The organism is Spirillospora sp. NPDC052242, assembly GCF_040679555.1.
Lineage (GTDB): Bacteria > Actinomycetota > Actinomycetes > Streptosporangiales > Streptosporangiaceae > Spirillospora.
Map to the genome: position 1 here is coordinate 162,672 of NZ_JBFAUZ010000009.1, position 24,716 is coordinate 187,387.

Here is a 24,716-nt window from a genome sequence, read left to right on the forward strand (position 1 = left end):
CCGCAGCGTCTCACACCCGGTGGATACGATCCGCCCCATGCGCTCACGACGTACCACGCTCGCGGTCCCCGGCAGCAACCCCCGGTTCATCGAGAAGGCGCAGGGACTGCCCGCCGACGAGATCTTCCTCGACCTGGAGGACGCCGTCGCGCCGTCCGCGAAGGAGGCGGCGCGCGCGTCCGTCGTGGCGGCGCTCAACGAGGGGGACTGGACGGGCAAGATCCGCGTCGTGCGGGTCAACGACCTCGACACCCCGTTCGCCTACCGGGACGTCATCGAGGTCGTCGAGGGCGCGGGCGCGAACCTCGACGCGATCATGCTGCCGAAGGTGCAGGACCCCTCGCACGTCCAGTGGCTCGACCGGCTCCTTACCCAGATCGAGGGCGCGATGGGCTACGAACCCGGACGCATCGGTATCGAAGCCCAGATCGAGGACGCGCGCGGCATGACGCGCATCGACGACATCGCGGCGTCGTCGCCCCGGCTGGAGACCCTCGTGTTCGGCCCCGGCGACTTCATGGCCTCGATCAACATGAAGACGCTCGTCGTGGGGGAGCAGCCGCCCGGCTACACCGAAGGCGACGCCTACCACTACATCCTGATGCGGATCCTGCTGGCCGCCCGCGCCCACGACCTGCAGGCCGTCGACGGCCCCTACTTCAACGTCCGGGACGCCGACGGGTTCGAGCGCGCCGCGCGCCGCTCGGCCGCCCTCGGCTTCGACGGCAAATGGGTGCTGCACCCGTCGCAGATCGACGCCGGGAACGCGATCTTCTCCCCGACGCAGGACGACTACGATCACGCCGAGCTGATCCTCGACGCCTACGACCACGCGATCAACGTCGAGGGGCGGGGCGCCGCGATGCTCGGCGACGAGATGATCGACGAGGCGTCCCGGAAGATGGCGCTCGTGATCGCCGCGAAGGGCCGTGCCGCCGGGCTGTCCCGGACGCGTACGTTCGAGCCCTCCGGGAACTGACCGGCCGTACGATTCGTCCTCGCATACCGAGGCGTGACGAGCCGGCCGAGGAGAAGGGGACGCATGTCTGACCAGGAGGACGCGAACGGCTGGGCGCCGCTCGATCCCGGCATGGGAGACGGGCGGGCACGTCCTCCTGCCCCGGAGCCTCCGGCACGGGACGAGCCGGGCCCCCCGCCGCCCCCGCAGCAGGGCGCGCAACCGGCCTGGCCGGGGCAGCGGCCCCAGGGCCAGGGGCAGCCCCACGAGGCTGGCGACCCCCCGGCATGGGGCCAGCCCTACGGCACGCAGCAGCCCCACCCGGGCCAGGCCCAGGCCGGGCAGCCCTACCCGGGTCAGCCCCACCCAGGCCAGCTCTACCCGGCTCAGCCTCACCCCGGCCAGCACACCGGGGCGCAGCCGGCCTGGGGGCAGCAGCCCGACCCGTACGGGTACTACCCGCAGCAGTACCCCTACGGCCCCGGTCCGCAGGGCGGCTATCCGCAGCCGGTGAAGCGGCCCTGGCTCGTCCCGTCGCCGCGCGGGGTCCCGTTCCACCGGATGGCGCGGACGGACGTGCACTCCTGGTGGCGCCCCCTCGTCGGCACCGTGACGATCGTCGTGGTCGGGCTCGGCATCGGCGGCGTCCTCGGCGTCATCGGGCTGATCATCCAGATGATGGTGTCGGACGACGACCCGGCGCTGCTCGACGACCCGACCGGCACGTCGTTCTTCGGCAACGACACGGCCGACATCGCCTACGCGCTGCTGTCCCTGGCGGTGTTCCTGCCGCTGGTCGGGTTCGCGGCGTGGGGGATCCAGCGGCGGCGCCCCGGGACGCTGTCGTCGGTCGTCGGACGGCTGCGCTGGCGGTGGATGCTCGCGTGCTCGGGCATGGCCGTCCTGTTCTGCGTGGTGTCGTTCGGCCTGTCGACGGCCGCGGGCGCGTTCGTCGAGGACGATCCCGCCGGTTCGGCCGCCGAGGGCTCGTGGGTCGGCTGGGGCGACTTCCTCCTGCCGGCGCTCGTGATCGTGGCGCTCGTCCCGTTCCAGTCGGCGGCCGAGGAGTACTTCTTCCGCGGCTGGCTGATGCAGGCGATCGGCGCGTGCACGCTGGAGAACGCCCGGAACGGGTTCGCGCGGGCGCTGAGCGTCGTGTTCCGCACCCCGTGGCCCGGCATCGTGATCGGCGCCGCGCTGTTCACGTCCGGGCACGGCTACACCGGCTGGGGGATGCTCGACATCTTCATCTTCGGCGCGATCGCCGGGTGGCTCACGGTGCGGACCGGCGGCCTGGAGTGCACGATCGCGCTGCACGTGTTCAACAACCTGATGGCGTTCCTGCTCCCGGCGGCGCTCGGCGAGCTGAGCCTGGAGCAGGGCGGGATCCCGTGGCAGTACGTCCTCGCGGACGTCGCCTCGATGGCCCTGTACGCGGCGGGCATCGTGCTGCTGGCGCGCCGGTTCAAGGTGCGGACGGTGACGCCCGGCGACGGCCCCGCCGACGACCCGGGCCCCGCCGACCCGGGCCCCGACGCGCCGCAGCGCCCCGGGGACGTGCCGGGCGCCCAGCCCGCGTACTAGCCGGCCGTCCGGCCGCGGCTCACAGGACGTCCCACTCCGTGAGGGCGTCGAGCAGGCCGGGCACGAGGGGGAGGTCCCGGAGTTCGGCGGGGGCCGCCCAGCGGACGTCCGCCGCGTCGTCCCCGGCGCGCGGCGTCCCGCCGAGCACGGTGGCCGCGTAGTCGTGGATCTCGTACACGACGCCGCCCGGCCCGTCCCGTTCGACGGTGCCGACGAGCGCGCCGACGCGCACCCGCAGGCCCGTCTCCTCGAGCAGTTCCCGCGCGACGGCCGCGGCGTCGTCCTCGCCCGGCTCCACGCGGCCGCCCGGCACCGACCAGCGGCCCGCGCCGGGCGGCCGGCCGCGCAGCACCAGCAGCAGCCGCCCGTCCCGGTCACGGACGATCGCGCCCACGCACCGTTCCCGCATGCCTCCATTTTGTCCCGTCTTTTCCGGGCGCGCCTTGACGGGCGGGGGAGGTGCCGCGCAAGGTGGGGAATCATGAGGGCGGAGCCCACATGCCCGCGATGCGGGGCCCAGGTGCAGGCGCCGGGCCTCTGGTCGAGCGACTGGAGATGCGGCGTGCACGGCGCCGTACTCCCCAGGCAACCGCCCGTCCGGCCGGGACCGGACGCGCTCACCATCGTCCGGCAGGACGTGCGCGTGCCGGTGTGGACGCCCTGGCCGCTCCCGCTCAACTGGCTCGTCACCGGGTTCACGACGGTGGGGGACGAGCGCGGCGGCGCGCGCGCGTGCGGTGTCGCGCTGTCGGGGCCGGGGCTGCTCGGCGGGCCCGCCGACATGATGCTGATCGCCGAGGAGCCCGGCGTGGGGCTCGGCGCCCACTACGCGGGGCTGGACGGGGCCGACCCCGGCGAGGAGTTCGACGGCAGCCCCCCGCACGCCAAGATCGGCATCAGCGGTCCGGCGGCCACGCCCGGGCACACCGTCCCGCTGTGGGCGGTCGGCCGCGAACCGGACCGGGCCGTCTTCGTCGGCGAGGCCCTCGGCAACTGGCTGTGGGCCGTCCTGTGGCCCGCGGACGCGGGCGTGCTCATGCTGGAGGAGCTGAACCTCCTCGACCTCCGCGAACCCGGAATGGAAGTGGACCTCCCCTACGGCGCCTACAGCGGCAGACTGGACCTCTGACATACACGCGCGCCTAGGCTGTGGGAATGGTGATCGACCTCCATGTCCACAGTGACGTGTCCGACGGCACCCGCCCGCCCGCCGAGGTGATGCGGCGCGCGCGCGGCAACGGCGTGGACGTCGTCGCCCTCACCGACCACGACACCACCGCCGGATGGGACGCCGCCGCGGCGGCCCTCCCGGACGGCCTGACGCTCGTCCCCGGGATCGAGCTGTCGTGCGTCCACGAGGGCCGGAGCCTGCACATGCTCGGCTACCTGTTCGACCCCGCCGAACCCGTCCTGGCGGCCGAACTCGCCCGCATCCGCGACGACCGCGTGATCCGGGCCCGCACGATGGTCGACCGGCTCCGCGGGCTCGGCGTGGACGTCACCTGGGAGCGGGTCCGCGGGCTCGCGCGGGGCGAGGCCGTCGGCCGTCCGCACATCGCCCAGGCCATGCTGGAGGCCGGGGCCGTCGCGTCCCACGACGAGGCGTTCACCCGCGACTGGATCGCCGAGGGCGGCCGCGCGCACGTCGGCCGGTACGCGCTCGACCCCGATCGCGCGGTCGCGCTCGTCCGCGCGGCCGGCGGCGCGTGCGTCCTGGCGCACCCCCGGGCGGGGCGCCGCGGTTACGCGTTCCCGGACGAGCTGATCGAGCGGCTCGCCGCCGCCGGGCTCACCGGCGTCGAGACCGACCACCCCGACCACGCCCCCGAGGACCGCGCCCACCTGCGCGGACTCGCCGCGTCGCTCGGCCTCGTCGTCACCGGCTCCAGCGACGACCACGGCGCCCCCACCGGCGACCGCATCGGCGCCGAGACCACCGCGCCCGCCGCCTACGAGGCCCTCGTCGCCGCCGCCCGCGGCACCGTCCCGCCGCTGCCCTGACCCGGTTGCGAAGCGCGGTAGGGTGCCTGCGTGGACGCGCGCATCGAACAGGTGGTGACGTCGGGCAAGCTGACCCTTGACGACACCGAGTACGACGTCGAGAACAACACCTACATCGTCGGCGACGACGAAGAGGTCATCGTCATCGACCCGGCGTTCGACGCCGAGGCGATCCTCGAGAAGGTGGGCGAGCGCGAGGTCATGGCCGTGCTGCTCACCGACGGCAACGAGCACCGGCTGGCCGTCGTGCTCGAGGTCGCCGCCGCCGGCGAGGAGGACGAGGAGAACTGGGCCCCGATCGCGCTGCACCGCGCCGACCGGCTGCTGTGGCGCGACTACTTCGGCCGCCTCGCCAAGGAAGAGGAGGACGAGGACGACGCCAAGGCGCTGCGGTCCCTCGAGCCCGACATCTGGCTGGAGGACGGCGGCGTCTTCGAGATCGCCGACGCCCAGCTCGAGATCGTCCAGACCCCGGGGCACACCCCCGGCAGCGTCTGCGTGATCAGCGAGCAGCTCGGCGTGCTGTTCTCCGGCGACACCCTGCACCGCGGCCGTCCGGGCTCCATCGGCGGCGTCTACGACGACCTGCGCAAGCAGCTCAACTCGATCGGCGCGCTGCTCGACCCGCTGCCCCGCGACCTGCAGGTCATGCCCGCCCAGGGCGACGAGACCACCGCCGGCGAGGAGAACGCCCGCTGGGAGTCCTGGGGCGACATGGCGCGCGAGGACACCGACTGACGCGTGGCCGCCGAGCAGCTCGGCTTCGACGGCATGCCCGAACGCCTGTACGCGTGCACGCCGTCGCGGCTCAACACCTGGCGGGACTGCCCCCGCCGCTACCGGATGACCTACCTCGATCGTCCGATGCCGCCGAAGGGCCCGGCGTGGGCGCACAACAGCTTCGGGGCCAGCGTGCACAACGCGCTGGCCGCGTGGTGGCGGCTGCCCGAGGCCGAGCGGACGCCCGCCGCCGCCGGGTCCCTGCTGGTCCGCGGCTGGATCGCCGAGGGGTTCCGCGACGCCGAGCAGTCCGCCGCGCAGCGCGAACGGGCCCGTGGCATGGTCGAACGCTACGTCGCGGGCCTCGACCCGTCCGACGAGCCGGTCGGCGTCGAACGGACGGTAGCGACCCGCACCGCCCGCATCGCCGTCTCCGGCCGCATCGACCGCCTGGACGCCCGCGGCGACGAGCTCGTCGTCGTCGACTACAAGACCGGACGCCGTCCGCTCACCCCCGACGACGCCCGCGGGTCGCTCGCCCTCGCGATCTACGCGGTCGCGGCGTCCCGGGTGCTGCGCCGCCCCTGCCGCCGCGTCGAGCTGCACCACCTGCCGTCCGGCGAGGTGGCCGCGTGGGAGCACAGCGCGGAGTCCCTCGACCGCCACATCGGCCGCGCCGAGGACATCGCGGCCGAAGCCTCGGCGGCGGACGACGACTACCGCTCCCGCGTCCCGAAGCCGCGCCGGGGCGAGGCCGCCCGCCCGGTCGACCACGCCCCGTTCGACGAGCGGTTCCCGGCCCGTCCGGGTCCGCTGTGCGCGTGGTGCGACTTCGCGCGCCACTGCCCCGAGGGCCGCGAGGCCGCCCCGCGCAAGGACCCCTGGGCGGCCCTCCCGGTCGACGCCTGACGCTCAGGCCACGCCGACGGGCCTGCGGGCGGGCCAGCGCCGGGGGTCGCGCAGCCCGTACAGACCCTTGCTCAGGTCGTAGCCCTCGGCGCTCAGCCGCTGCCGCGCGCGGTCGAGCATGTCGCGGGTGTTCTTGGCGAACGCGTAGTCGTGCACCCGCTCCGGCACGGAGTTCATCGTCATCCGGAACGAGCGCAGCGCGGCGGTGACGGCCGGCTGCGGCATCTCCGGCAGCGCCCCGTACATCGCGCGGGCCCAGTCGGGCAGCGAGTAGTAGCAGAGCGCCCCGAACGGGAACCAGCCGGGCTTTCCGGGCGCGAGGAACTTCAGGTTCTCCGGCATCGTCGGCCACATCAGGAACCGGACGGTCTCGGCGGCCTCCTCGGTGACCCGCAGGTGCGGCCGCATGCTCGCGAAGTACCGCTCCATCTCCGCGACGCTCCCCGGGACGTCCTCCGCGTGCAGCCCCACGTGCACGGCCGACTGCCGCTGCTCGTCCAGGTACCGGTCCGCCATGGCGTCCGTCAGCGGCAGCCCGGCCCGCCGCGCGACCTCCAGGTACGAGTAGACCTCGGCGCAGTGCACCCACAGCAGCAGCTCGGGCTGGTCGAGCCGCTCCCGCTTGCCGGTGTCGTGGTTCAGGATGCGCAGGCTCCGGTGGATCTCCCGCACCCGGTACGCGGCGGCCTCGACCTCCTCCTCGCTGCCGAACGTCGAGAGCCCCACGAAGTCGGACGTCCGCTGGAGCCGTCCGAACGGGTCCTCCCGGAAGTTCGAGTTCTGCCAGACGCCCCACATGGCCACGGGATGCAGGGCCTGCAGCATGAGGCTGCGGACGCCCCCGACCCACATGGCCCGGTCGATGTGCACGCGCCAGGTGACGCTCTCGGGTGGCTGGACGGTCGCCGACATACGCACCTCCGTGAGACAAACTCCGGTAAGTGTGTCATTACACGCCGACCGGCGCGACATCGCCCCCCGCTCCGGCGCATATCGCGACGTGACGGCCATGCCAGACCCGTCCCGCACCCATTGCCCGACCAATTCCCGCCCCTTCCCTTGGCGATAACGATCAAGGGGGACGAGCACCGGAGGGAGGCACGGGCGCCTCCCGGCGCCCGCACCCGAAGGGAAGACCATGGCACTCAAAGCAGCCCGGCCGCTCGCCGCGGCCGCCGCCGCGCTCGCCGCCGCGGGCGCCCCGGCCGCACCCGCGCTGGCCGACTCCGGCGCGCGCACGTACCAGGCGGTGCTCGATCCGCTGAACCACCAGAAGGGCTCCGGGACCCTCACCCTCGAACTGGACGGCCGCACCGCCACCGTCACCGAGCACTACTCGGGACTCGCGGCCCTGCTCGACGGGCGGCCCTACCCGCACCTCCAGCACATCCACGGCGGCGCCGAAGGCGAATGCCCCGCCCCGTCCGCCGACACCGACGGCGACGGCGTCGTCGGCACAACCGAAGGCGAACCCGCCTACGGCCCGATCCGCACCACCCTCTCCGTCCGCGGCGCGACCACGCCCGCCGCCGGGACCAACCTCGAGATCGCACCCCACGGCGCCGCCCTCGACTACCAACGCGTCATCGAACTCGACGACGCCACCCTCGCAGCACTCCGCGACGGCACCGCCGTCGTCGTCGTCCACGGCCTCGACCCGTCCCTGATCGGCGAACGGGCCCGGAACGCCGGCAGCGACCTCGTCCCCGACCTCCCCCTCGCCGCCACCGCGCCCGCCCTGTGCGGCGCCCTGCGCCCCATGGCCGCGCACGGCGCCGACACCGGCGCCGGCACCACCGGCGGCACCCGCGCCCTCGGCGCCGGCCTCATCGCCCTCGCCGGCGCGGCCCTCGCCCTCGCCGCGCGCCGCCGCACCCCCTGATGCCCCGCCAGGGCCGCGCGGCCGGTCCCCGCACCCGCCTCGCGGCCCTCGCGGCCGCCGCCCTCACCGCCTGCACCGGCATCGACCTCCTGACCCCCGCCGAACCCCCGCGCGCCCCGGCTCCCCGCCATCAGCCGTCCACGGGCAACGCACCGCTCGCACCGTCCCGTCCGGCCACGCTCGCCATCCCGTCCATCGGCGTGGAATCGCGCCTCCTGCGCCTCGGCCTCGCCCCCGACGGCACCCTCGACGTGCCCCGGCCCCCGCACGAGGACCTCGCCGGCTGGTACACGGGCTCCGTCACCCCCGGCGAGCGCGGCACCGCCGTGATCCTCGGCCATCGCGACTCCCGCCGCTCCGGCCCGTCCGTCTTCCACCGGCTCGGCGCGCTCGAACCCGGCCGCGCCGTCCGCGTCCGCCGCACCGACGGCACCACGGCCGTCTTCACCGTCGACACCGTCCGCCGCCACACCAAGCGCGGCTTCCCCGCGAGAGCCGTCTACGGCCACACCCCGCACCCGTCCCTGCGCCTGATCACCTGCGGCGGCCCCCTCCGCGACGGCCGCTACATCGACAACATCGTCGTCTACGCCCACCTGTCGACCGTCGCGTAAAGCATCTCTCGCATCGGGGTCAAATTTCGGCCTTGAGCTGGCATGATGAACCAGGGAACCCGCGACCGGGGGTGAGAGATGGGCGCACCGTGGGACGGCCCTTCCTGCCGGGCCTGCAAGGGCAGGGGCGAGATCGTGTACGCACGCGGCGACAACCGCATCTCCCTGCAGTGCGAAGACTGCTCCGGCACCGGCCGCGCCGGCACCGCCCCCGCCGGCCCCCGCTTCCGCACCGACGGACTCCGCGGCCCCGTCTACGCCACCGGCTACCAACTCGGCTGCTGGACCTGCTTCGGCGCCGGCGTCGTCCTCACCCCCACCTTCGCCCAACGCCCCTGCCCCGACTGCCCCCGCGACTGACCCCGGACGCCGCACGGCGCGTGGTGAGACGGCCACGCACGGGCCCACGCGCCCGCCCGTCGCCCGCGCCGCGCCTCAAAGCCGCGGCAGCACCCGCGCGATCGTCTGCTCCAGCCGCAGCACGGCCATCGACTCCCCGGCCAACCCCTTGATCGCCACCAGCAACCTCTGCAACCCCCCTGGGTAGTCCAAGCACGTCGTGACGATCGCGTAGACGTCCTGCCGTGTTTCGGCGTGCCGAGGAACCGCGCCCGAGATACCCCCGCCCACGATCTGGAGCACCTGGTTCCGGCCCTGCTCGGTCGCCATCAACGGCACCTCGCACATCGCGTGCATGACCTCGAACACCGCCTGCGGGGGCACGGCCTCCGGTGTCGGCGGGAGCGGTGCCGCCTCGCCCGCCCGCGGAACGTTCTGCGCCGCGGCGACGGGATCCGGCGACCGCTGGACGACCTCCGAACCGGACGGCGCCATCGGACGGCTCCACGCGCCGGGCACCCGTACCCACGCGCTGCCCTCCGTCTCCTTCACCGCGATGTCGATCCGCCGGTACTCGTCCGGATCGATCAATCCGGGACCGTGCTTGACGACATCGTCGTGGACCCGCTGCGACACGACGACCGCGAGGGCGGCCCCCGACTCCTTGAGCGCATCCTTGAACGGCTGCGCGTCCAGGATCCGGAAGGCGTGGTTAACGGCCGTTCCCACGACCCCGTTCCCGTCATGCCGGGCTTCCCCGGTGTGCACCGCCACCCGCAACCTGATCTTCGCCACGTCCGCCGCGGCCTTGTTGTACCGCCGCAGTTCGGCCTTCAACGTGTCCACGACCGTCGTCAGCAGCGGTTCGGTACCGACGTCCGCCGAGACGAGCACCATCACGCCGTCACCGCGATCTTCGTGATAGCGCTTCTCGAGCCCGACGCCCGCGGCTCGGAGGCCCTCGTCGAGGTGCCGGTACATCGCCTCCCGCATGATCTCCCGGACGTCGTCCGTTCGGGACGCGTCCCCGAACGACGCGATGTCGCACGCGAAGATCGCGCACGTCCCGTGCGGCATCCAGCGCTCCGTCACGCCCCCCAGTTCTCCGACGCTCACCACGACCCTCCCTGCCGAAAGACGAAAGCCGCGACCATCTCGCGGGGATGGGCCCGACTCAACGGCGATTCATGTTTTTCCCCTGTGCACGGCCCGTGCATGGAACCGTCCTCAAGAGACGGCCATACTTCGGGATCGGTATGAGTCACCTGCTTTGCATGCGTTAAGTTTGGGCACCTGGATCTTGTACCGTCGCACCACTGTGCGGTGTGGTCTCGCCCGTGACGAGGAGGCTTGGTGGGAGACAACGGCGACGAAGGTCGATCCTTCCTGATCGATGTGAGCGACGTCTCCCTCCGGCAGATCGAGGCGATCGACGAGACGGTGATCGGCGATGCGCTGCGCTGCCTGCTCGACGAGGCGGTGGGCCCGCAATCGGCCGTGGCGGGGTTCGATTCTTTCGTCGACCCCGGGCAGGCGCCGCCGCGCCGCTGAAACCGGGGCGGAACGGCCCGCGCCGTCAGAGCGGAATCGGTTCGATCACGCACTCCAGCAGCCTGCCTTCCTTCGCTTTGAGAATCTCGGGATGGTCGCCGCCGAGCAGCCGCGCCAGCGCCGCGAGCGGATCCCGCTCCGGGCCGTCGAGGCCGAGGGCCGTACTGACGATCCGGTGGTTGTGGGCGCACGCCAACGAGTAGGCGTGCTCCTCGCCGTAGCGGCTCCTGAAACGAGCCAGTGTCTCCGCTGAGCGGCTGTGCGCGGCCTCCAGCCTGCCCAGGTTGTAGAGGTCGTGGACGAGGCCGACCGAACAGCACAGCGAGTAGTAGTGGTTCGGGCCCAGCAGCCGTGTGAGCGACTGAAGGGTCGTGTCGTCGATCGCCCGCGCGGGCTCGTGACCGCCCAGGGCCCGCAGCGTCACCGTGAGATCGGTGGTGCACGCGTGGGCGAACGGGTGATCCCGTCCCATGACCCGGCGATAGCCGGTGAGGGCCGTTTCGGCCAGGCGGCGGGCGCGGTCGGCGTCGCCCGTCCTGACGCACGCCATGGCGAGGACGCGCCGGGCGGCGAGCGTGTCCTGGTGCCGTTCTCCGAAACGCTGCAAATGCAGGCGGTGCGTGTCTTCCGCGAGCCGTAGGGAGTCGGCGTAGGACCCGAGTTCCCGCAGTGTCGCCGCCTGGCTCATCTCGGCGTGCAGCACGAAAGCATGGTCGGGCGCCAGCGTTTGCTGCATTCCCTCGAGGGCTTCTTGCTGGAGCTGCGCGGCCTCCCAGTACCGGCCCAACCCGTGCAAATCCCGGGCGAGTTGGTTCATGGCGAGGAGGGTGCTGCGGTGGGACGCACCGAAGTGCGTGCGCAAACGCTCGAGCGCGTCCGCGTCGATTTCCTGCGCGCTGCTGAACTCGCCCAGCAGGCGAAGGTCGATGCCCACGTTGTTGATGACCCGGAATGTCTCCAGCTGTTCCCGGCCGAACATGCGCACCATGCGTTGCAGCGTGTCCTGGTCGAAGTTCAGGGCGGCGACGAAATCGCCTTGCAGGCGCAGATCGGCGGCCATGCTGTTGGCGGCGAGCAACGTTGTGATGTTGTCGGGGCCGAAGCGTTCGGCCGTCCGCCGGTAGATGTCGGCGTTGAGTTGCGCGGCCTCCGTGAGATTGCCCAGGGCTCGAAAGACGTTGGCGAGTTCTCTCCCGGTGAGCAGGACCGTCCTGTCGTCCTCGCCCCATTCGGCGCGCCACCGGCGCAGCGCGAGCTCGCCGAGGACGCGGCTCCCCTCGAAGTCGCCCAGCAGATACAGGTAGCGCATCTGGTCGAGCGCGACCTCGCGGATCTCCGCCGTGGCGCCCGAGATCACCCCGGTCGGCTGCACGTGCGGGGCGATCTGCCGGCGAAGCGGCCAGGTGGACTCGTCGTCCGGTCCGGCGGCGGGGGTCGCCTCGGCGAGGATGCGGTGGACGAGGTTCTGCATCGTCGCCTGATCGGCCTCGGAAAGGCGCTGCTGCAGAAGGGCGCGGACCAGGCGGTGGACCTGTGTCCGCGCCCCGTCCTGGTCGTCGTCGAAGCGGCCCAGCGAGTAGCGGGAGATGGCCCGCATGGCGTCCCGCAAGGACCCGGGATCGTTCAGCGTGGACTGGACCTCCGGCGGAAGCCGTGTGATGGCACCCGCCCCGAGCAGCTCGACCGCGACCGGCTCGGGACCGAAGAAGGCCAGCAACTCCAGCAACCGGCCGGCCTCCGGGGCCTCGGCCTGGAGGCCCTCAAAGGAGATCTCCAGCGCCGCGGCGAGTTCCGGCGGGTAGTCCGGCGGCAGTTCGACGCCGCGCGTGGTCCCGAGGCGCTCGTCGAGCAGCCGCAGGTAGTCCTCGCTCGGACGGCCCGTGGCGGCATGCCAGGCCGCGACCTGCTCGACCGCCAACGGCAGATCGCCGACCCGCGCGGCGAGCCGGTCCGCTTCGGCCGACCCCAGCGCGGGCGCCCTCCGGCACAGCAGCGCGACGCTCTCCCGGCGCTCGAAGAACCCGACCTCGGCGGTGGAGGTGATGTCGCTCCAGCGCCGGTCGCGCGAGGTGACCAGCACATGCCCGGTGGGCGTGGACGTGGTGAGGAGACGCTCGCCGGGCGTGACGGGCATGAGCGGGACCATCTCGTCCGGATCGCCGGCGTTATCGTAGATGAGCAGCCAGCGGCGATACGGACGCCCTTCGCGGAGGGCGTCGAGCACATGCTCGACCGTCCGGTTGATGTCGTCGCCCAGCGGGGTACCGAGAATCCTGGCGAGCTCGGCGAGGGAGGACCGTGCCATCGGCGTCTGCTCGGCGGGAATCCACCAGACGAGGTCGTAGGCGTCCGCATGCCGGTGGGCGTACTCCACCGCGAGCTGTGACTTGCCCTGGCCGCCCAGGTCGTGCGGCGGGGCGGGCAGCAGGGCCGTGACGAGGTCGGGCAGCCGGTCGCGGACGTCGCGCAGCAACGCGTCCCGACCGATGAAGTCGGGATTGCGGGTGGGCAGTCCGCCGCCGATGAGCGGTCCGCGGGCCGTGGCCGCCTCCTCCGCCGAGGTGTACGGCAGTCGCAGCCGTTCGGTCGCGGGTGCCACGACGGTTCCGTCCGACGGGCTCGTCCCGGCCGTCGCCACGGCCAGCCGTTCGGCGATGTCACGGTAACGTCCACCGATCCGCCGCAGCACATGCGCGGCGACCTGCGCGAACGGCAGATCGTCCTGGAGAGGTGCGGCGGTCTCCTCGAGGGCGCGGAGCAGCGCGGGGAAATCGAGCGGCGAGCCGAGGCGTTCCCGGACGACCTCCCAGACCCTGCCGAGCACGCGCAGGGCGTCACCGCGCGTCAGCCCGCTGAGCAGGACGTCACGGACGCCCTCGTGGAACTCGTACAGGACGTCTTCCGGTGGCGTGGCGGCGCCGGCCGGTTCGCCCGTCCGGTCGGCCCGGCGCATGAGTCCGCCGAGGAAGACCTCCGCCAGGTGCGTGCGGTTGGACTCGGGCAGCATGGCCCGCTGGACCAGGGACATCACCTTCAGCCTCAGCGGCGCGGCGGCGAAGTGGCAGGCCAGCTGGAACGCCATGGGAGACGAACCGGCGGCGAACCGCCGGACCAGCTCCTGTGCCGACAGCCGTTCCGTTTCCTCTCCCGCGGCCTCCTTCAGCGGCGGCGCCCCCGTGAACACGGCCATGCCGCTGATGCGGCGGGCGCCGACCCCGACCATTTCCGCCCACGGACGGAGCCAGCGCGGCGCCATCTCCATGACGGGCACCGCAGTGCCCGGAGGCAGGGGGAACCCGTCGCGCGAGCGGACGTCCAGCCGGCTGTTGGGCAGACCGGCCTGGACGGCGTCGATGCGGACGGGTTCGACGGTGGTGCCGCACCGCCACCACAACCGCTGGGGGAGGGGCTGCACGATCGCCACCGGACCCACGTCCGCCCAGCGTTCGAGGACGGCGGCGGCACGACCGTCGTACCACGCCTGTCCGATGCAGTCGCTGAGGACGAGGACGATCCGACGGCGGGTCGGGTCGAGGAGCTCGTTCGGGTTCCGCACCGACGAGCCCGTACCCGTCGTCAGGGACAGCGCGTCGGCGTCGCTGTTCAAATACCACAGGCGGACGTCTCGGAACGCGCCGAGCCGCTCCAGCACGGTGTGGAACTCGGCGATGATCTGGCCCCAGACCACCATGGACGCGCTCTGGTCGGCGACGAGCGCGAGGTCGAACTGGCGTTCCGGTGCGGGTTCCATCACCGGCTGCCAGATGCCGGTCTCGGCGATCCACTGCGCCGTCGCCTCCTCGGCGAGGTTCTCGACCGTCCGGGAGGAGGCGTTCTCCCGCAGCGGGCGGAGCGCGCGCCCGAGATCGAGCGCTCCCGAGATCGCGGGCAGGGCCGGCGCCCGCACGATGCCTTCCCCGGCCGTGCCGGGCCGGGCCAGGTGCAGGGCCGCCCGCGGTGACGCGGCGACGGAGCGGAAGCTCTCCGGGGGAGCGGAGGGCTCGGGGGCGGCGGGGTCGTCCGGCTCCGGTTCGGGGGGTGGCGCATGCTCCCCGTCGTGCCCGGAGACCTCCCGGACGGCTTCGACGTGCGCCGCACGGGGCGGCAGGAGCCTGGCCAGCCACAGTGCGTCGGCCAGTTCCCGAGCGGTCGGAGGGGGATCGAGCCCGGCGAGCGCCTCGATCACCTCATCGAGGCGCCGGCTCATTCCGGCCCTGTCGCGCCGAGCGGGCGCAGGATCGACTCGAGCATCTCCTGCAGCGTCCCGTCGGGCGGGCGGGAACCCGACGTGCACAGGTAGACGGCGTTGAGCAGCTGGTCGGTGGCGAGGTCCCCGTGCTCCCGGCGCCTGAGGAACTCGTTGATGAGGTCGGTGCTGGCGTCGCGGGCATCGCCGCCGAAGTGAGCCTCGACGATCTCGGCGAGCCGCCGGAAGTCGGGCGGTTCGATCACGAGCCGGAGACAGCGGCGAAGGAACGCCGGCGGGAACTCGCGCTCGCCGTTGCTCGTGATGATGACCAGCGGGAATTCCGTGCACTGCACTTTGCCCCGGTTGATCGCCACGCGCTCGTTCCCGTTGGCGAGCATCACGTTGACGACCTCGTCCTCCTCCGGAAGGCGCTCCAGCTCCGGGATGTCGAAGCCGCCCTCCTCGAAGACGTTCAACAGGTCGTTGGGCAGGTCGATGTCGCTCTTGTCGAGCTCGTCGATCAGCAGTACGCGGGGGCGGTCCCGGGGCAGCAGCGCGGTTCCCAGCGGCCCCAGCCGGATGTAGCGGCCGATGTCCGGAGCCGTCGCCGCCGAGTGCGGCGCGACGGCCTGCCGCAGGCTCGTCTCGTGGAGGCGCCCGATCGCGTCGTACCGGTAGAGCCCGTCCCCGAGTGTGGCGCGGCTGGTGATCGGCCAGTACAGCACGGACCCGAGCCCGAGTTCGTGGGCGACGTGATAGGCGAGCGTCGACTTCCCGGTGCCGGGTTTTCCGGTCACCAGCAACGGGCGCCGCAGATGCAGCGCCACGTTCACCATGGTGACGACGTTCTGGTCAGGCCGGTACGACGTCGCCCGCTCCAGGGCGCCCGGGCCCAGGCCGGGGCCCGACACGGTCCGGGTGAACCGCCGCCAGGGAGGAGGGTCCGGCAGGTCGCGCAGACCGTCATGGGGCGTGCCATCGCCGCGATAGACTAGCCAGCCGCCGGCCTCCCGGTCCGGAACCGCTCGCTTCGTCACGACAACCTCCTCGTAGCATCACTAGGCGGGCGCCTTCAGCCGTCCGTGCGGCTCGGGGAAGCGGTCCGCGTCGTCGAAGAGCAGCGTCAGCTGCAAACCGAGATGGTCCCCACCGGGATCCCGGCCGTGGGAGGCCACCGCCTCCCGCCGCAGTTTCAGCACGCTGTCGGGCAGTGCCATCACGCCCGAGGCCGCCAGCTCATGGAACTCCGTGGCGAACCTGTCGGGAGCCCGGCCGCCCCGGCACCAGACGATGACGGGTGCGCCCGCCTGCAAGGCGATGCGCAGTTCGTCCGGCGTGCCCGCACCGTACGCACGCGGAGGGAAGGCCAGCGCGAGGCATACGGTCGGTGGATCGGACAGCAACATGTTGTACAGGCTTTCGCCCTGATACTGGCCCGGTTGTGTCATCAGGCACACTTCTGCATGGTGCGGATTCTCGCGCAGCCAGCTCCACATACGACGCCATGCGGGGTGATAGTTCGGTTTCTGGATGCGGTCCAGACTCCGCACGACGACCGGGTGCTCGATGCCGAGCCGCCGCTCCAGCCCGTCCACGGTGATGCGCAACTGGTCCAGTGACTGCACGCCGAGCAGATCGAGCGGAAGAACGAACTCCAGCGTCAGTTCCGACATCGGCGGCCGATTGACGACCTGCGGAGCCTCCGTGAGGAGAGCGACGACGAGTGACGGCAACTCCGTAACGGGCATCGGGCGCTCGTCGTCACAGCGGAGCATGACCCCGTGGCCGTCCTCGGACTGCAACCACGCGGAGATCAGGTACTTGTCGGGCGTCACCCCGTCGGGCCGGCACGCGATGACCAGGTACATGCGGGGACGTTGCCGCACTCGTGCGGCGCGTTCGCGGCGCGCCCGGATCACGTAGGCGACGCCGAGCCGCTCGGCCGCGCGCTCCACCCAGCTGAGCAGCCGGTTCCGCACGGGCCCGCCGGTCTCGACCGCGAGCCGTTCGACGAAGTTCAGCAGCGGCGGCACACCGTCCTCGTCGACGGTGAACTCCTCCAGGGCGTCCAGTACCGGCCAGACGTCCCCGGTGTCGAAGGCCACCGAGCCGGGTGCCTCGGCGACCGTCCAGAACAGGTCTCTGACGACCTCTGGACGCAGGGCCGCGGGCTCCGCGTTCTTCAGCACCTTGAGGAGTTCGTGGACCACCCGCCGTTCTCCGACTTCCAGCAAAGGCTCCGGGACCAGTGCGTATCCGAGTCGGCGAACTGCTTCGAAGGTGCTGTTGCCGGCGTGGAAACGTTCGACGACCTGTAGGAACGCATGGAATGCGCCCGTCTGCTCCAGACAGCCCTCGACCAGGCCCCACAGATCCTGGAAGTCGCGCTCGTCACGCCGCACCGGCAGGGCGATCCCCAGTTCCTTGCGGACGATCGACAGGTAGAGGTCGCGGACGCTCTGTTTCTGCAGTGCGTCGAGCCGCCACAGTGCCTCGACGAGGCGCTTGACGTCGTCCTGACTCAGCCCCGATGCCACTTGCCGGCCACATCCTTTCGGCTGCCGAACGATCACGTGTGGTCGTCGGATGGCCGTATGTTACGTGCTGGTGCGGATCATACGGGTGTCCGATTTCACGGAGAAGGCGGCCGGTATCGGCGCGGGCTGAAAAGCTACACTTGACTCGTTTGCATCATGCCCGAAAGTGTCGTTTCGGCCTTACCTATTCGCGCATGGTCGTACGGTCGCGCCTTGCCGCACAGCGGGATGACGAGCAGCAGGACGCCCAGCGCGGCGAAAACCACGATCGCGGTGGGCCGGGTGCCGAGCCAGGTGATCACGATGCCGCCGCCGAGGGCGCCGAGCGTCGACGGAGCCTGCGCCGTGAGGGTGTTCAGGCTGGCCGCCCGGCCGAGCAGCTCCCGCGGGACGTTCGTGGCCTGGTACAGGTCACGTGCCACGGTGATGATCGACCCGACGAAGCCGACTCCCGCCCACACGCCGACGAGGACCAAAGGCGAGTTCGTCCACCAGATGGGAAGGAAGAGCAGAAGCGTCCAGCAGAACGTCGCGGCGAACGTCACGTGCTTCAGGCCGATCAGCTTGAGGGTGCGGATCGCGATACGCGAGCCGAGGATTCCGCCGAAGCCGGATGCGGCCAGAAGGACGCCGATGTAAACGCTGGAGAGTCCCTTGTCCTTCATGATCACGATCATCAAGATGACGGTCATCTGGAAAAAGAAGTTCGTGACCGAGAAGACAAGAAGGCTCTGCCGTAAAAAACTGTCGCCGCGTATCCACCTGATGCTTCGCCCGATATCGCCGGACACCCGTGGCCGATCGTGCCCCTCTCTGTCATGCTTCTCGTCCCGATCCGTGACGGGCATGGTCTTCTTCAGGTACGTCAGCATCTTCGCGGACGCCGTGCAGATGATGAGATTGAGCATGAACGGTAATTTGTGGCTGATGGCGTCGGCGATACCGCCGATGGGTCGCGCCACCAGCAGGGCCACGTGATGCTGGGTCTCGCTCCTGGCTATGGCCTGAGACAGGAGCCTGGTCGGCGCCAACTGCGGAAGCGCGGCCGTCCAGGCCATCTTGAACGTCGTGGCGAAGATGCTTTCCAGGGCGATCAGGCACGGAATGCTGATCATGGTGCCGAGCCGCCAGAACCGGCTCAGCACCAGCAGACTGCAGAGCAGGCCCGCGATCGACAGGCAGCGTCCCCATTGGCTGTACCTCATCACCTGCCACCGGTCGTGACGGTCGATGAGCACGCCGGCGGGCAGGTGGGCCAGGAGATTAGGGACGGCCCCCGCCGCCGCGATCAGGCCGGCGTAGAACGGCGACCCGGTGAGGTGCAGGGCCAGCAAGGGGCCGGCGGTCGACGTGCAGGCCCCGCCGGCGCGCGATACCGCGGACACCGCGAGGAAGACGCGCAGATTACGTGGAAGCCGGGCCGGGGCGTCTGCTGCGGCTTGGTCGCAGACCGCGGCCTCGGTCACGTGCAAGCCCTCTCGCCCTATGTGGTCGCACCGCCATGACCAGCAGGGTTGCGAGTAGGAGGCATACCTCTAGCTGAGAAGTTCTGGTGGGATCAACCTGGAGAGCGACCTGCTCCGGCAGTACCGCGATGCTAACCGTTTGCACGTGCAGTGAGGGTGGGAACGATAAAAATGTCCGCCCGATTATTACCGCGCCACGGCAAGGTGCGGACAGAACTCCTGGAACCGGACTACGGGCTTACTTCACGTATACGCGGAACGCCGGTATGTGATCAATATTGGACCCCGGTCATGCCGGTGCAACGTTGCATCGGTTCCGACGGTCGCACGCCCGGTCCGGACGGCGTGGCGCGGAGAGCGTCAGCCGTGCGAGATCGCGGGGGTGAAGGCGTCGAAACCCGCTGCGGCGATCTCCCCGAGCGCCGGATCCAGAACCTCGCGCAGCGCGATGGCGATGGAGGATTGCGGGAGTTCTTCGAGCTGGCTGAGGGTGAGGTCCGAAACGTCGATCGGATCGGCGCGGAACGCGGTCACCTGGTCGTTCACCCTGCCTCCTCGGCGCGGGACGGCACATGACGTGGCGAGTGTTCGCCGTCCGAGATCGGGCACCGGCCCGATCACGGGCGTTATGTCCAGCATGTCACGTATTGCGCGCCGTGGCCACGGTGTGGCCGCGCAAGGCGAGGCAACAGTCGGCCATGCCTCTTTACGGTCGGCCGCTAATCCTTGATAATGAGTGCAGGTAAGTGGATGACCGGCCGATGGTGGCATTGTGTGACGCGTGACCTATTCCGTGGCTCTTCCCAATGGGATATTACGGTGTGTGCGCCCGGAAACCATGCAGTGTCACATATGAGGCAGGGGTATGCGCATGTCACTTCCGATGTCCGCCAGGATCGGGCGTGCGACGGGGCCGACGCCCACGGTTTGGGGCAGGGTGCCGGGTCGGAACATCAACTTCACCGGCCGGGAAGAGTTGCTCAACAGGCTGCGCGCCGGCATTTCCGGACAGGTGACCGCCGTCGTGCCGCACGCGCTCCAGGGCTACGGCGGCGTCGGGAAGACGCAGATGGCGGTCGAGTACGCGCACCGCTTCAAGGCCGACTACGACGTCGTCTGGTGGATCCCCTCGGACCAGCCCTCCCTGGTGCGCCCGACCTTGGCCGCGCTGGCTCCCCACCTCGGGCTGCCGCCCGTCGGCACGATGGGGGTCGAAGAGGCGGCCAACGCGGTGCTGGACTGCCTCCGCAGGGGGGAGCCGTACTCGCGCTGGCTGCTGATCTTCGATAACGCGGACCAGCCCGAGGATCTCCGCGACTACGTGCCGCAGGGCGACGGGCACGTCATCATCACGTCGCGCAACCCCCGTTGGGACGCCGTCGCCAGGACCGTCGCGGTAGAGGTCTTCACACGCGAGGAGAGCATCGAGTTCCTCGGCAAGCGCGTGTCGCGCGCGGTCGGCCGGGAGGACGCCGACCGGCTGGCGGACGAACTGGGCGACCTGCCGCTCGCCTTGGAACAGGCCGGTGCTCTGCAGGCCGAGACGGGCATGACCGTCACGGAGTACCTCCGGCTTCTCAAGGAGCGCGCCAGCCAGCTGCTGGCCGAAGGCAAGCCCACCGAATACCCGGTCTCCATGACCGCGGCCTGGAAGCTGTCCGTGGACAGCCTCGCCGACAAGCTTCCCGAAGCCGTGGAGTTGTTGCGCTGCTGCGCCTTCTTCGGGCCCGAACCGATCCCGCGAGACGTCTTCACCCGGGTGCCCGAAGGAATCGGGCAACCGTTGGCCGGTCTGCTGAGAGACCCGATCAGGCTGTCCCGTGCGCTGGGCGAGCTCGGCCGCTACGCGCTGGCCCGGGTCGAGTCGCAGAGCCGCACCATCCAGGTGCACCGGCTGATCCAGGCGCTGTTGCGCGACGAGATCGCGGTGTCGGTCCGGCAGCGCATCCGCGACGACGTGCACCGGCTTCTGGTGGAGGCGGCGCCGTTGGACGTCACGCCGCCGACGTGGCCGCGCTACGCCGAGCTGCTCGGGCACATCGTCCCGGCCGAGGTGAGCGAGAGCCAGGATCCGAAGGTCCGCGACTTCGCAATCAAGATCGTTCAGTATCTCTACAATTCCGGTGACTACTCGCTGGGGCGCCGCGTCGCCGAACTCTTTCTCGACCGGTGGGTCGCCGACACCCCCGAGGGAGACCCCCAGGTTCTCCGGCTCAGGTTCTATTTCGCGAACGTGCTGCGCGCGCTCGGCGACTTCGGCGCCGCCTATGACATTGACAAGATCGGCTTGGAGCAGGCCGAAAGAGTCGCGGGTTCCGAATACGAGATCGCACTTCGCTTCCGCAACACCATCGGCGCCGATCTGCGTGCCAGCGGCAACTTCAGGGAGGCGCGGGAACGCGATATCGCGTCCCTGGACCTGTACGAGCGAGTGTTCGGCGAACACGACTTCGCCACGCTGCAGCTGGTCAACAACCTCGCTCTCGACTACGGCCTCAACAGCGACTACGAGCGGGCCAAGGAGCTGCACGGGCGGGCGTACGCCGGATTCACCCGGATCTCGGACGTCGACCCCTCGACGAACATCCTGAACGCGTGGAACGGGCTGGCGCGGGCCGCGCGGCTGTGCGGGGACTACGCGGAGGCGTGCGACAGCGGTGAGGACGTGTACGCCTACGGCGTCAACGAGCTGACCGCGGAGCATCCGTGGACGATGCGTGCGGGGACCGACCTCGCCATCGCCTACCGGAGGCTCGGAGAGAACCTCGAAGCGGCGCTCGAGATGTCCCTGGACGTGCACGCGAAGTTCGTCCGGCTGTACGGATTGAACCATCCGGACACTCTCGCGGCCGCGATGTGCCTGTCGAACGTCCAGCGGACGATGGGGGAGCTGACGGACGCGCACGAACTGGCGGCCGACACGGTGCGCAGGTACCCGAGGGCGTACGGGCCCGAACATCCCTACAACTACGGGGCGATGGGCAACCTGGCGGTCCTGCTGCGGGTGCGCGGTGACGTCGTCGGCGCCCGGGAGCTGAACGAGCGGGCGCTCGCCGGGCTGCGGAACGTGCTCGGGGAGGACCACCACTACGCGCTGACGATCGCGGCGAACCTGGCCAGCGACCTGGCGGAGCTCGGCCAGGTCGAGGACGCGTGCAGGCTGGGCGAGGGCACGCTGCGGCGGCTGCGGAGGACGATGGGCGAGCGGCACCCGATGACGCTGGCGTGCGGAGCGAACCTGTCGGTCGACCTGGAGGCGGTCGGGCGCGGGGACGAGGCGTCCAAGCTGTACAAGGAGACGATGGACGCCTACGTCCACACGCTCGGGATCGAACATCGGGACGCGATCGTGGCGGCGGAGCGCCGCCACCTCGACTTCGACTTCGACCCGCCGCCGATCTAGAGACCCTGCAGGGCCGGCGGGGCGCCGTGGGCGGCGCGCCAGGCCGCCAGGTGGCGGGCGGCGGCGTCCCGGCTGAGGGCCAGGGCGTCGGCCGGGACGGGTTCGTCGAGCCAGGGGGCGAGCGTCTCGGTCATCCCGGCGACGAAGCGTTCGCCGTCGGGGGTGAGGTCGCCGGTGGCGGCGAGGGTGCGCAGGATCAGGTCCGTGGCGGTGCGCCAGCGGGCGAAGTCGGCATGGGCGCGGAGCGCCGACTCGCCGGTCTCGTGGTGGCGCTGGACGCGCCAGAACCCCGCGATGCCCAGGTGCGCGTACGCGCCCTGGAGCAGGCCGGGGACGGGACGGGGGTCGGTGCGCCAGGGCGCGTAGTAGCGGGCGCCGTCGTCGGGGCGGGTCAAGGGGACGACGTCGAGCAGGCCGGTGAGCTTGGTGTGCTGGACCTCGTGGGCGAGGGTGACGGCGAGGAAGAGCGGGTCGGGCGGGGTGGACAGGCCGATGTTGCCGAACGCGTGTTTCGGGGTGGCGCTCGACTGGCCGTGGTCCGGGGCGACCAGCGGGGTGAGGACGGTGAGGGCCGCGGCGGTCTCGGCGGCCACGGTCGGGTGGTGGACCGCCAGGATTCGCTGCGCTTCGACGAGCGTCTCCCGCCAGTGGCCGAGTTCGGCGGGCGTGAGGCGGCGGGGGAGAGCGGTGCCGCCGGGCATCCGGTCGGGGTCGTGGTCGTCGAGCAGGAGACCGCCGGGGAGCCGGCGCACGGCCTGCCAGCCGGGGGCGTCCTCGTGCGGGTCCGGCGGGATCCACAGGGCGTCCGCGCCGGTGCCGATCGCGGCGCCCCTGCCGTCCACGCGGACGAGGTTTCCGGGGAGCAGCGCGCGGCCCAGGGACGGCAGGACGATCGCGCCGTCGCGGTCGGGCACGTGGATGCCGCAGGGGTGCCCGGCGCGGATCGCGGCGGCCGCGGCCAGGGCGGCGAACTCCTCCGGGTTCGCGGTTCCCTCCTCCCGTCCGGTGAGGACGAGGAGGGTGCGGCGGGCCCACTCGCCGACGGTCGGGTACCGCAGGACGGTCTCGACGGCCCTCGGGGCCTCCTCCTGGATGCGGGCGAGCAGGTCGTAGGCGACGAGCGCGCCCGGGGCCCCGGTGTCCCGGATCCCGCGCAGCAGCAGGAGACGCTTGCTGTACTGCGCCCGGTTGAGGAGTTCGACGGCTTCGGCGCCGCCCCCTCCCGCGGCGAGGGCGCGGAACATCTCCTCGGGGATCTCGTGGCGGGTGAGGATCATGTGGCCCTCCGTTTGATGTCTTCCACGTCGCGCGCGACGACGCCCCGGATGTGGGTGATGAGCCGGAGGAGGTCGCGGCAGTAGACGGAGGGGTTCGCGAAGCCGGTGCCGGAGCGGTAGCGGTGCGCGTAGAGGCCGCCGCCGCAGACGCGGTGGACGGGGCAGGCGCGGCACTCGTCGGAGAGGGCGCGGCGGCCGATCTGGCGGGCGGCGATCGCGGGGAGCATGAGGGCCGCGTCGAACGGGTCGCGCCGCGTGTGCAGGGACGTGCGGGCCGCGCCCTCGTACGCCGACTTGAGCGTGTCGACCTGTTCGATGCTCCCGTCCGTCTCGACGACGGCGACCGCGACGGGGGAGAGGCCGATGGACTCGCTGTGCGAGGGACGGCCGAGGAGCAACCGGATGATCTCCGAGAACAGCCGGATGCGGGTCTCCCTGACGGGGGCGCGGTACCAGCGGTCGAAGACGGCGATGAGCCAGTCGGCGTACGGGGTGCCGTCGGAGGGGAGATCGGGGGGCGGCTCCTCCCAGTTGCCGTGGGGGAGCAGGAAGTCCATCGTCGGGGGGCCGTGGGAGAGCAGGGCCTCGTAGGTGTCCAGCGGATCGTTGGCGAGATCGATCGTGCAGAGCAGGCCGCTGAAGAGATGCCGGTGGGCGGGAGCGGTGAGCCGTTGCAGACCGAGGGTGACGGCGTGGTGACTGCCGTCGCCGTTCTTGCGGAGCCGGTGCCGGTCGTGGCCTTTCTGGTCGCCGTCGAGGCTCACGCTGATGTGGACGTCGTGCCCCTCGAACAGTTCCAGGAAGGACGCATCGAGGAGGACGCCATTCGTCTGAACATGGAAGCCGACCGAAACATCCGGAGCGGCTGTCGAATGGATGCTTTTGAGCGCGTATCGGAGCTGCTCCACGCCGGCGAGCAAGGGTTCGCCGCCGTGCAGGATGACCTCGACGCGGGGCAGGTCGTTGTGCCGTGCGTGCTCGGCGATGCGGGCCGCGACCTGGTCGATCGTGGTGCGGGACATGCGGCGGGGCTGGCGCCGCCAGCCCTGGTCCGCCATCTCGTACATGTAGCAGTAATCGCACGCCAGGTTGCAACGGCTGTGCATCTTCAGTACGAATTGCCGGAACGGCGTCGGGCGCCAGCCCTCTTCGAGGAGAGTCTGGACGTTCAGTGCGGCGGGCCATTCGGCGTCCGGTGTCCCGCCCATCGTCACGCTGATCAACTCCCGAAGCGAGAAAGCGGCTGCGCGTTACGATAACCCGTTTATACGGGCGGGTGCACGCGT

At 71.3% G+C, this 24,716-nt stretch carries 21 protein-coding genes; 11 read left to right on the plus strand and 10 right to left on the minus strand.

What is annotated here, in order from left to right; genetic code table 11:
- Nucleotides 1-37: 37 nt before the first annotated feature.
- Both AB0L25_RS10225 and AB0L25_RS10230 read left to right on the plus strand, forming a co-directional pair.
- Entirely contained in the window at nucleotides 38-979 is a 942-nt protein-coding gene (locus tag AB0L25_RS10225) for an HpcH/HpaI aldolase/citrate lyase family protein (protein ID WP_500170526.1), read from the plus strand.
- 63 nt (nucleotides 980-1,042) lie between these two features.
- The gene (locus AB0L25_RS10230; protein ID WP_500170528.1) at nucleotides 1,043-2,542 is read left to right on the plus strand and encodes a CPBP family intramembrane glutamic endopeptidase; all 1,500 of its coding nucleotides are present in this window, start codon (nucleotides 1,043-1,045) and stop codon (nucleotides 2,540-2,542) included.
- A gap of 19 nt (nucleotides 2,543-2,561) precedes the next feature.
- On the opposite strand, the gene AB0L25_RS10235 is transcribed toward AB0L25_RS10230, so the two are convergent.
- Entirely contained in the window at nucleotides 2,562-2,951 is a 390-nt protein-coding gene (locus tag AB0L25_RS10235) for an NUDIX hydrolase (protein ID WP_500170529.1), read from the minus strand.
- A 72-nt stretch (nucleotides 2,952-3,023) separates the two neighbouring features.
- Here AB0L25_RS10235 and AB0L25_RS10240 point away from each other — a divergent pair, with 72 nt between their 5' ends.
- From AB0L25_RS10240 to AB0L25_RS10255, 4 genes are read left to right on the plus strand one after another with little or no spacing between them, the layout of a single operon-like run.
- Complete coding sequence (locus tag AB0L25_RS10240; protein WP_500170531.1) at nucleotides 3,024-3,671, plus strand: DUF6758 family protein; 648 nt, start codon at nucleotides 3,024-3,026, stop codon at nucleotides 3,669-3,671.
- A 26-nt stretch (nucleotides 3,672-3,697) separates the two neighbouring features.
- The gene (locus tag AB0L25_RS10245) at nucleotides 3,698-4,543 is read left to right on the plus strand and encodes a PHP domain-containing protein (RefSeq protein WP_500170533.1); all 846 of its coding nucleotides are present in this window, start codon (nucleotides 3,698-3,700) and stop codon (nucleotides 4,541-4,543) included.
- Between the two features lie 30 nt (nucleotides 4,544-4,573).
- Complete coding sequence (locus AB0L25_RS10250) at nucleotides 4,574-5,281, plus strand: MBL fold metallo-hydrolase (RefSeq protein ID WP_500170535.1); 708 nt, start codon at nucleotides 4,574-4,576, stop codon at nucleotides 5,279-5,281.
- Nucleotides 5,282-5,284: 3 nt separating this feature from the next.
- Complete coding sequence (locus AB0L25_RS10255; protein WP_500170537.1) at nucleotides 5,285-6,172, plus strand: RecB family exonuclease; 888 nt, start codon at nucleotides 5,285-5,287, stop codon at nucleotides 6,170-6,172.
- A 3-nt stretch (nucleotides 6,173-6,175) separates the two neighbouring features.
- On the opposite strand, the gene AB0L25_RS10260 is transcribed toward AB0L25_RS10255, so the two are convergent.
- Nucleotides 6,176-7,084 (minus strand): oxygenase MpaB family protein, encoded by a 909-nt coding sequence (locus AB0L25_RS10260; protein ID WP_500170539.1) that lies wholly within the window; start codon nucleotides 7,082-7,084, stop codon nucleotides 6,176-6,178.
- Nucleotides 7,085-7,310: 226 nt separating this feature from the next.
- On the opposite strand from AB0L25_RS10260, the gene AB0L25_RS10265 reads away from it, so the two are divergent.
- The 3 genes from AB0L25_RS10265 to AB0L25_RS10275 all read left to right on the plus strand — a co-directional run bounded on the left by AB0L25_RS10265 (nucleotide 7,311) and on the right by AB0L25_RS10275 (nucleotide 9,028).
- Nucleotides 7,311-8,054 (plus strand): hypothetical protein, encoded by a 744-nt coding sequence (locus tag AB0L25_RS10265; RefSeq protein WP_500170541.1) that lies wholly within the window; start codon nucleotides 7,311-7,313, stop codon nucleotides 8,052-8,054.
- On the plus strand, nucleotides 8,054-8,668 hold the full coding sequence (locus AB0L25_RS10270) for a class F sortase (RefSeq protein ID WP_500170543.1): 615 nt from the start codon (nucleotides 8,054-8,056) through the stop codon (nucleotides 8,666-8,668). Before AB0L25_RS10265 ends, AB0L25_RS10270 begins: the two co-directional genes overlap by 1 nt.
- A gap of 78 nt (nucleotides 8,669-8,746) precedes the next feature.
- Entirely contained in the window at nucleotides 8,747-9,028 is a 282-nt protein-coding gene (locus AB0L25_RS10275) for a hypothetical protein (protein ID WP_500170545.1), read from the plus strand.
- Between the two features lie 75 nt (nucleotides 9,029-9,103).
- On the opposite strand, the gene AB0L25_RS10280 is transcribed toward AB0L25_RS10275, so the two are convergent.
- Nucleotides 9,104-10,123 (minus strand): effector-associated domain 2-containing protein, encoded by a 1,020-nt coding sequence (locus tag AB0L25_RS10280; protein WP_500170547.1) that lies wholly within the window; start codon nucleotides 10,121-10,123, stop codon nucleotides 9,104-9,106.
- Nucleotides 10,124-10,360: 237 nt separating this feature from the next.
- On the opposite strand from AB0L25_RS10280, the gene fxsA reads away from it, so the two are divergent.
- Nucleotides 10,361-10,558, plus strand: a complete 198-nt coding sequence (fxsA, locus tag AB0L25_RS10285; protein WP_500170549.1) for an FxSxx-COOH cyclophane-containing RiPP peptide — start codon at nucleotides 10,361-10,363, stop codon at nucleotides 10,556-10,558.
- A 25-nt stretch (nucleotides 10,559-10,583) separates the two neighbouring features.
- Here fxsA and fxsT (AB0L25_RS10290) read toward each other — a convergent pair whose 3' ends face one another.
- The 5 genes from fxsT (AB0L25_RS10290) to AB0L25_RS10310 all read right to left on the minus strand — a co-directional run bounded on the left by fxsT (AB0L25_RS10290) (nucleotide 10,584) and on the right by AB0L25_RS10310 (nucleotide 19,296).
- Nucleotides 10,584-14,765: an FxSxx-COOH system tetratricopeptide repeat protein gene (gene fxsT, locus AB0L25_RS10290; RefSeq protein WP_500170551.1), complete on the minus strand. Its 4,182-nt coding sequence runs from the start codon at nucleotides 14,763-14,765 to the stop codon at nucleotides 10,584-10,586.
- A complete protein-coding gene (locus AB0L25_RS10295) occupies nucleotides 14,762-15,784 on the minus strand; it encodes an AAA family ATPase (protein ID WP_500170553.1) in 1,023 nt (340 codons plus the stop codon). The genes fxsT (AB0L25_RS10290) and AB0L25_RS10295 overlap by 4 nt, the downstream gene beginning before the upstream one ends.
- Nucleotides 15,785-15,805: 21 nt before the next feature.
- Complete coding sequence (locus AB0L25_RS10300; protein ID WP_500170555.1) at nucleotides 15,806-17,284, minus strand: VMAP-C domain-containing protein; 1,479 nt, start codon at nucleotides 17,282-17,284, stop codon at nucleotides 15,806-15,808.
- A 134-nt stretch (nucleotides 17,285-17,418) separates the two neighbouring features.
- Complete coding sequence (locus tag AB0L25_RS10305; protein ID WP_500170557.1) at nucleotides 17,419-18,750, minus strand: MFS transporter; 1,332 nt, start codon at nucleotides 18,748-18,750, stop codon at nucleotides 17,419-17,421.
- Nucleotides 18,751-19,110: 360 nt separating this feature from the next.
- Complete coding sequence (locus tag AB0L25_RS10310; RefSeq protein ID WP_500170559.1) at nucleotides 19,111-19,296, minus strand: FxSxx-COOH-like cyclophane-containing RiPP peptide; 186 nt, start codon at nucleotides 19,294-19,296, stop codon at nucleotides 19,111-19,113.
- Nucleotides 19,297-19,687: 391 nt separating this feature from the next.
- Between AB0L25_RS10310 and fxsT (AB0L25_RS10315) the strand changes: the two genes are divergently transcribed.
- Nucleotides 19,688-22,153, plus strand: a complete 2,466-nt coding sequence (gene fxsT / locus AB0L25_RS10315) for an FxSxx-COOH system tetratricopeptide repeat protein (protein WP_500170561.1) — start codon at nucleotides 19,688-19,690, stop codon at nucleotides 22,151-22,153.
- On the opposite strand, the gene AB0L25_RS10320 is transcribed toward fxsT (AB0L25_RS10315), so the two are convergent.
- Both AB0L25_RS10320 and AB0L25_RS10325 read right to left on the minus strand, forming a co-directional pair.
- Complete coding sequence (locus AB0L25_RS10320; protein ID WP_500170563.1) at nucleotides 22,150-23,430, minus strand: HEXXH motif domain-containing protein; 1,281 nt, start codon at nucleotides 23,428-23,430, stop codon at nucleotides 22,150-22,152. The genes fxsT (AB0L25_RS10315) and AB0L25_RS10320 overlap by 4 nt on opposite strands.
- Entirely contained in the window at nucleotides 23,427-24,644 is a 1,218-nt protein-coding gene (locus AB0L25_RS10325) for an FxsB family cyclophane-forming radical SAM/SPASM peptide maturase (RefSeq protein ID WP_500170601.1), read from the minus strand. Before AB0L25_RS10325 ends, AB0L25_RS10320 begins: the two co-directional genes overlap by 4 nt.
- Between the last annotated feature and the right edge of the window lie 72 nt (nucleotides 24,645-24,716).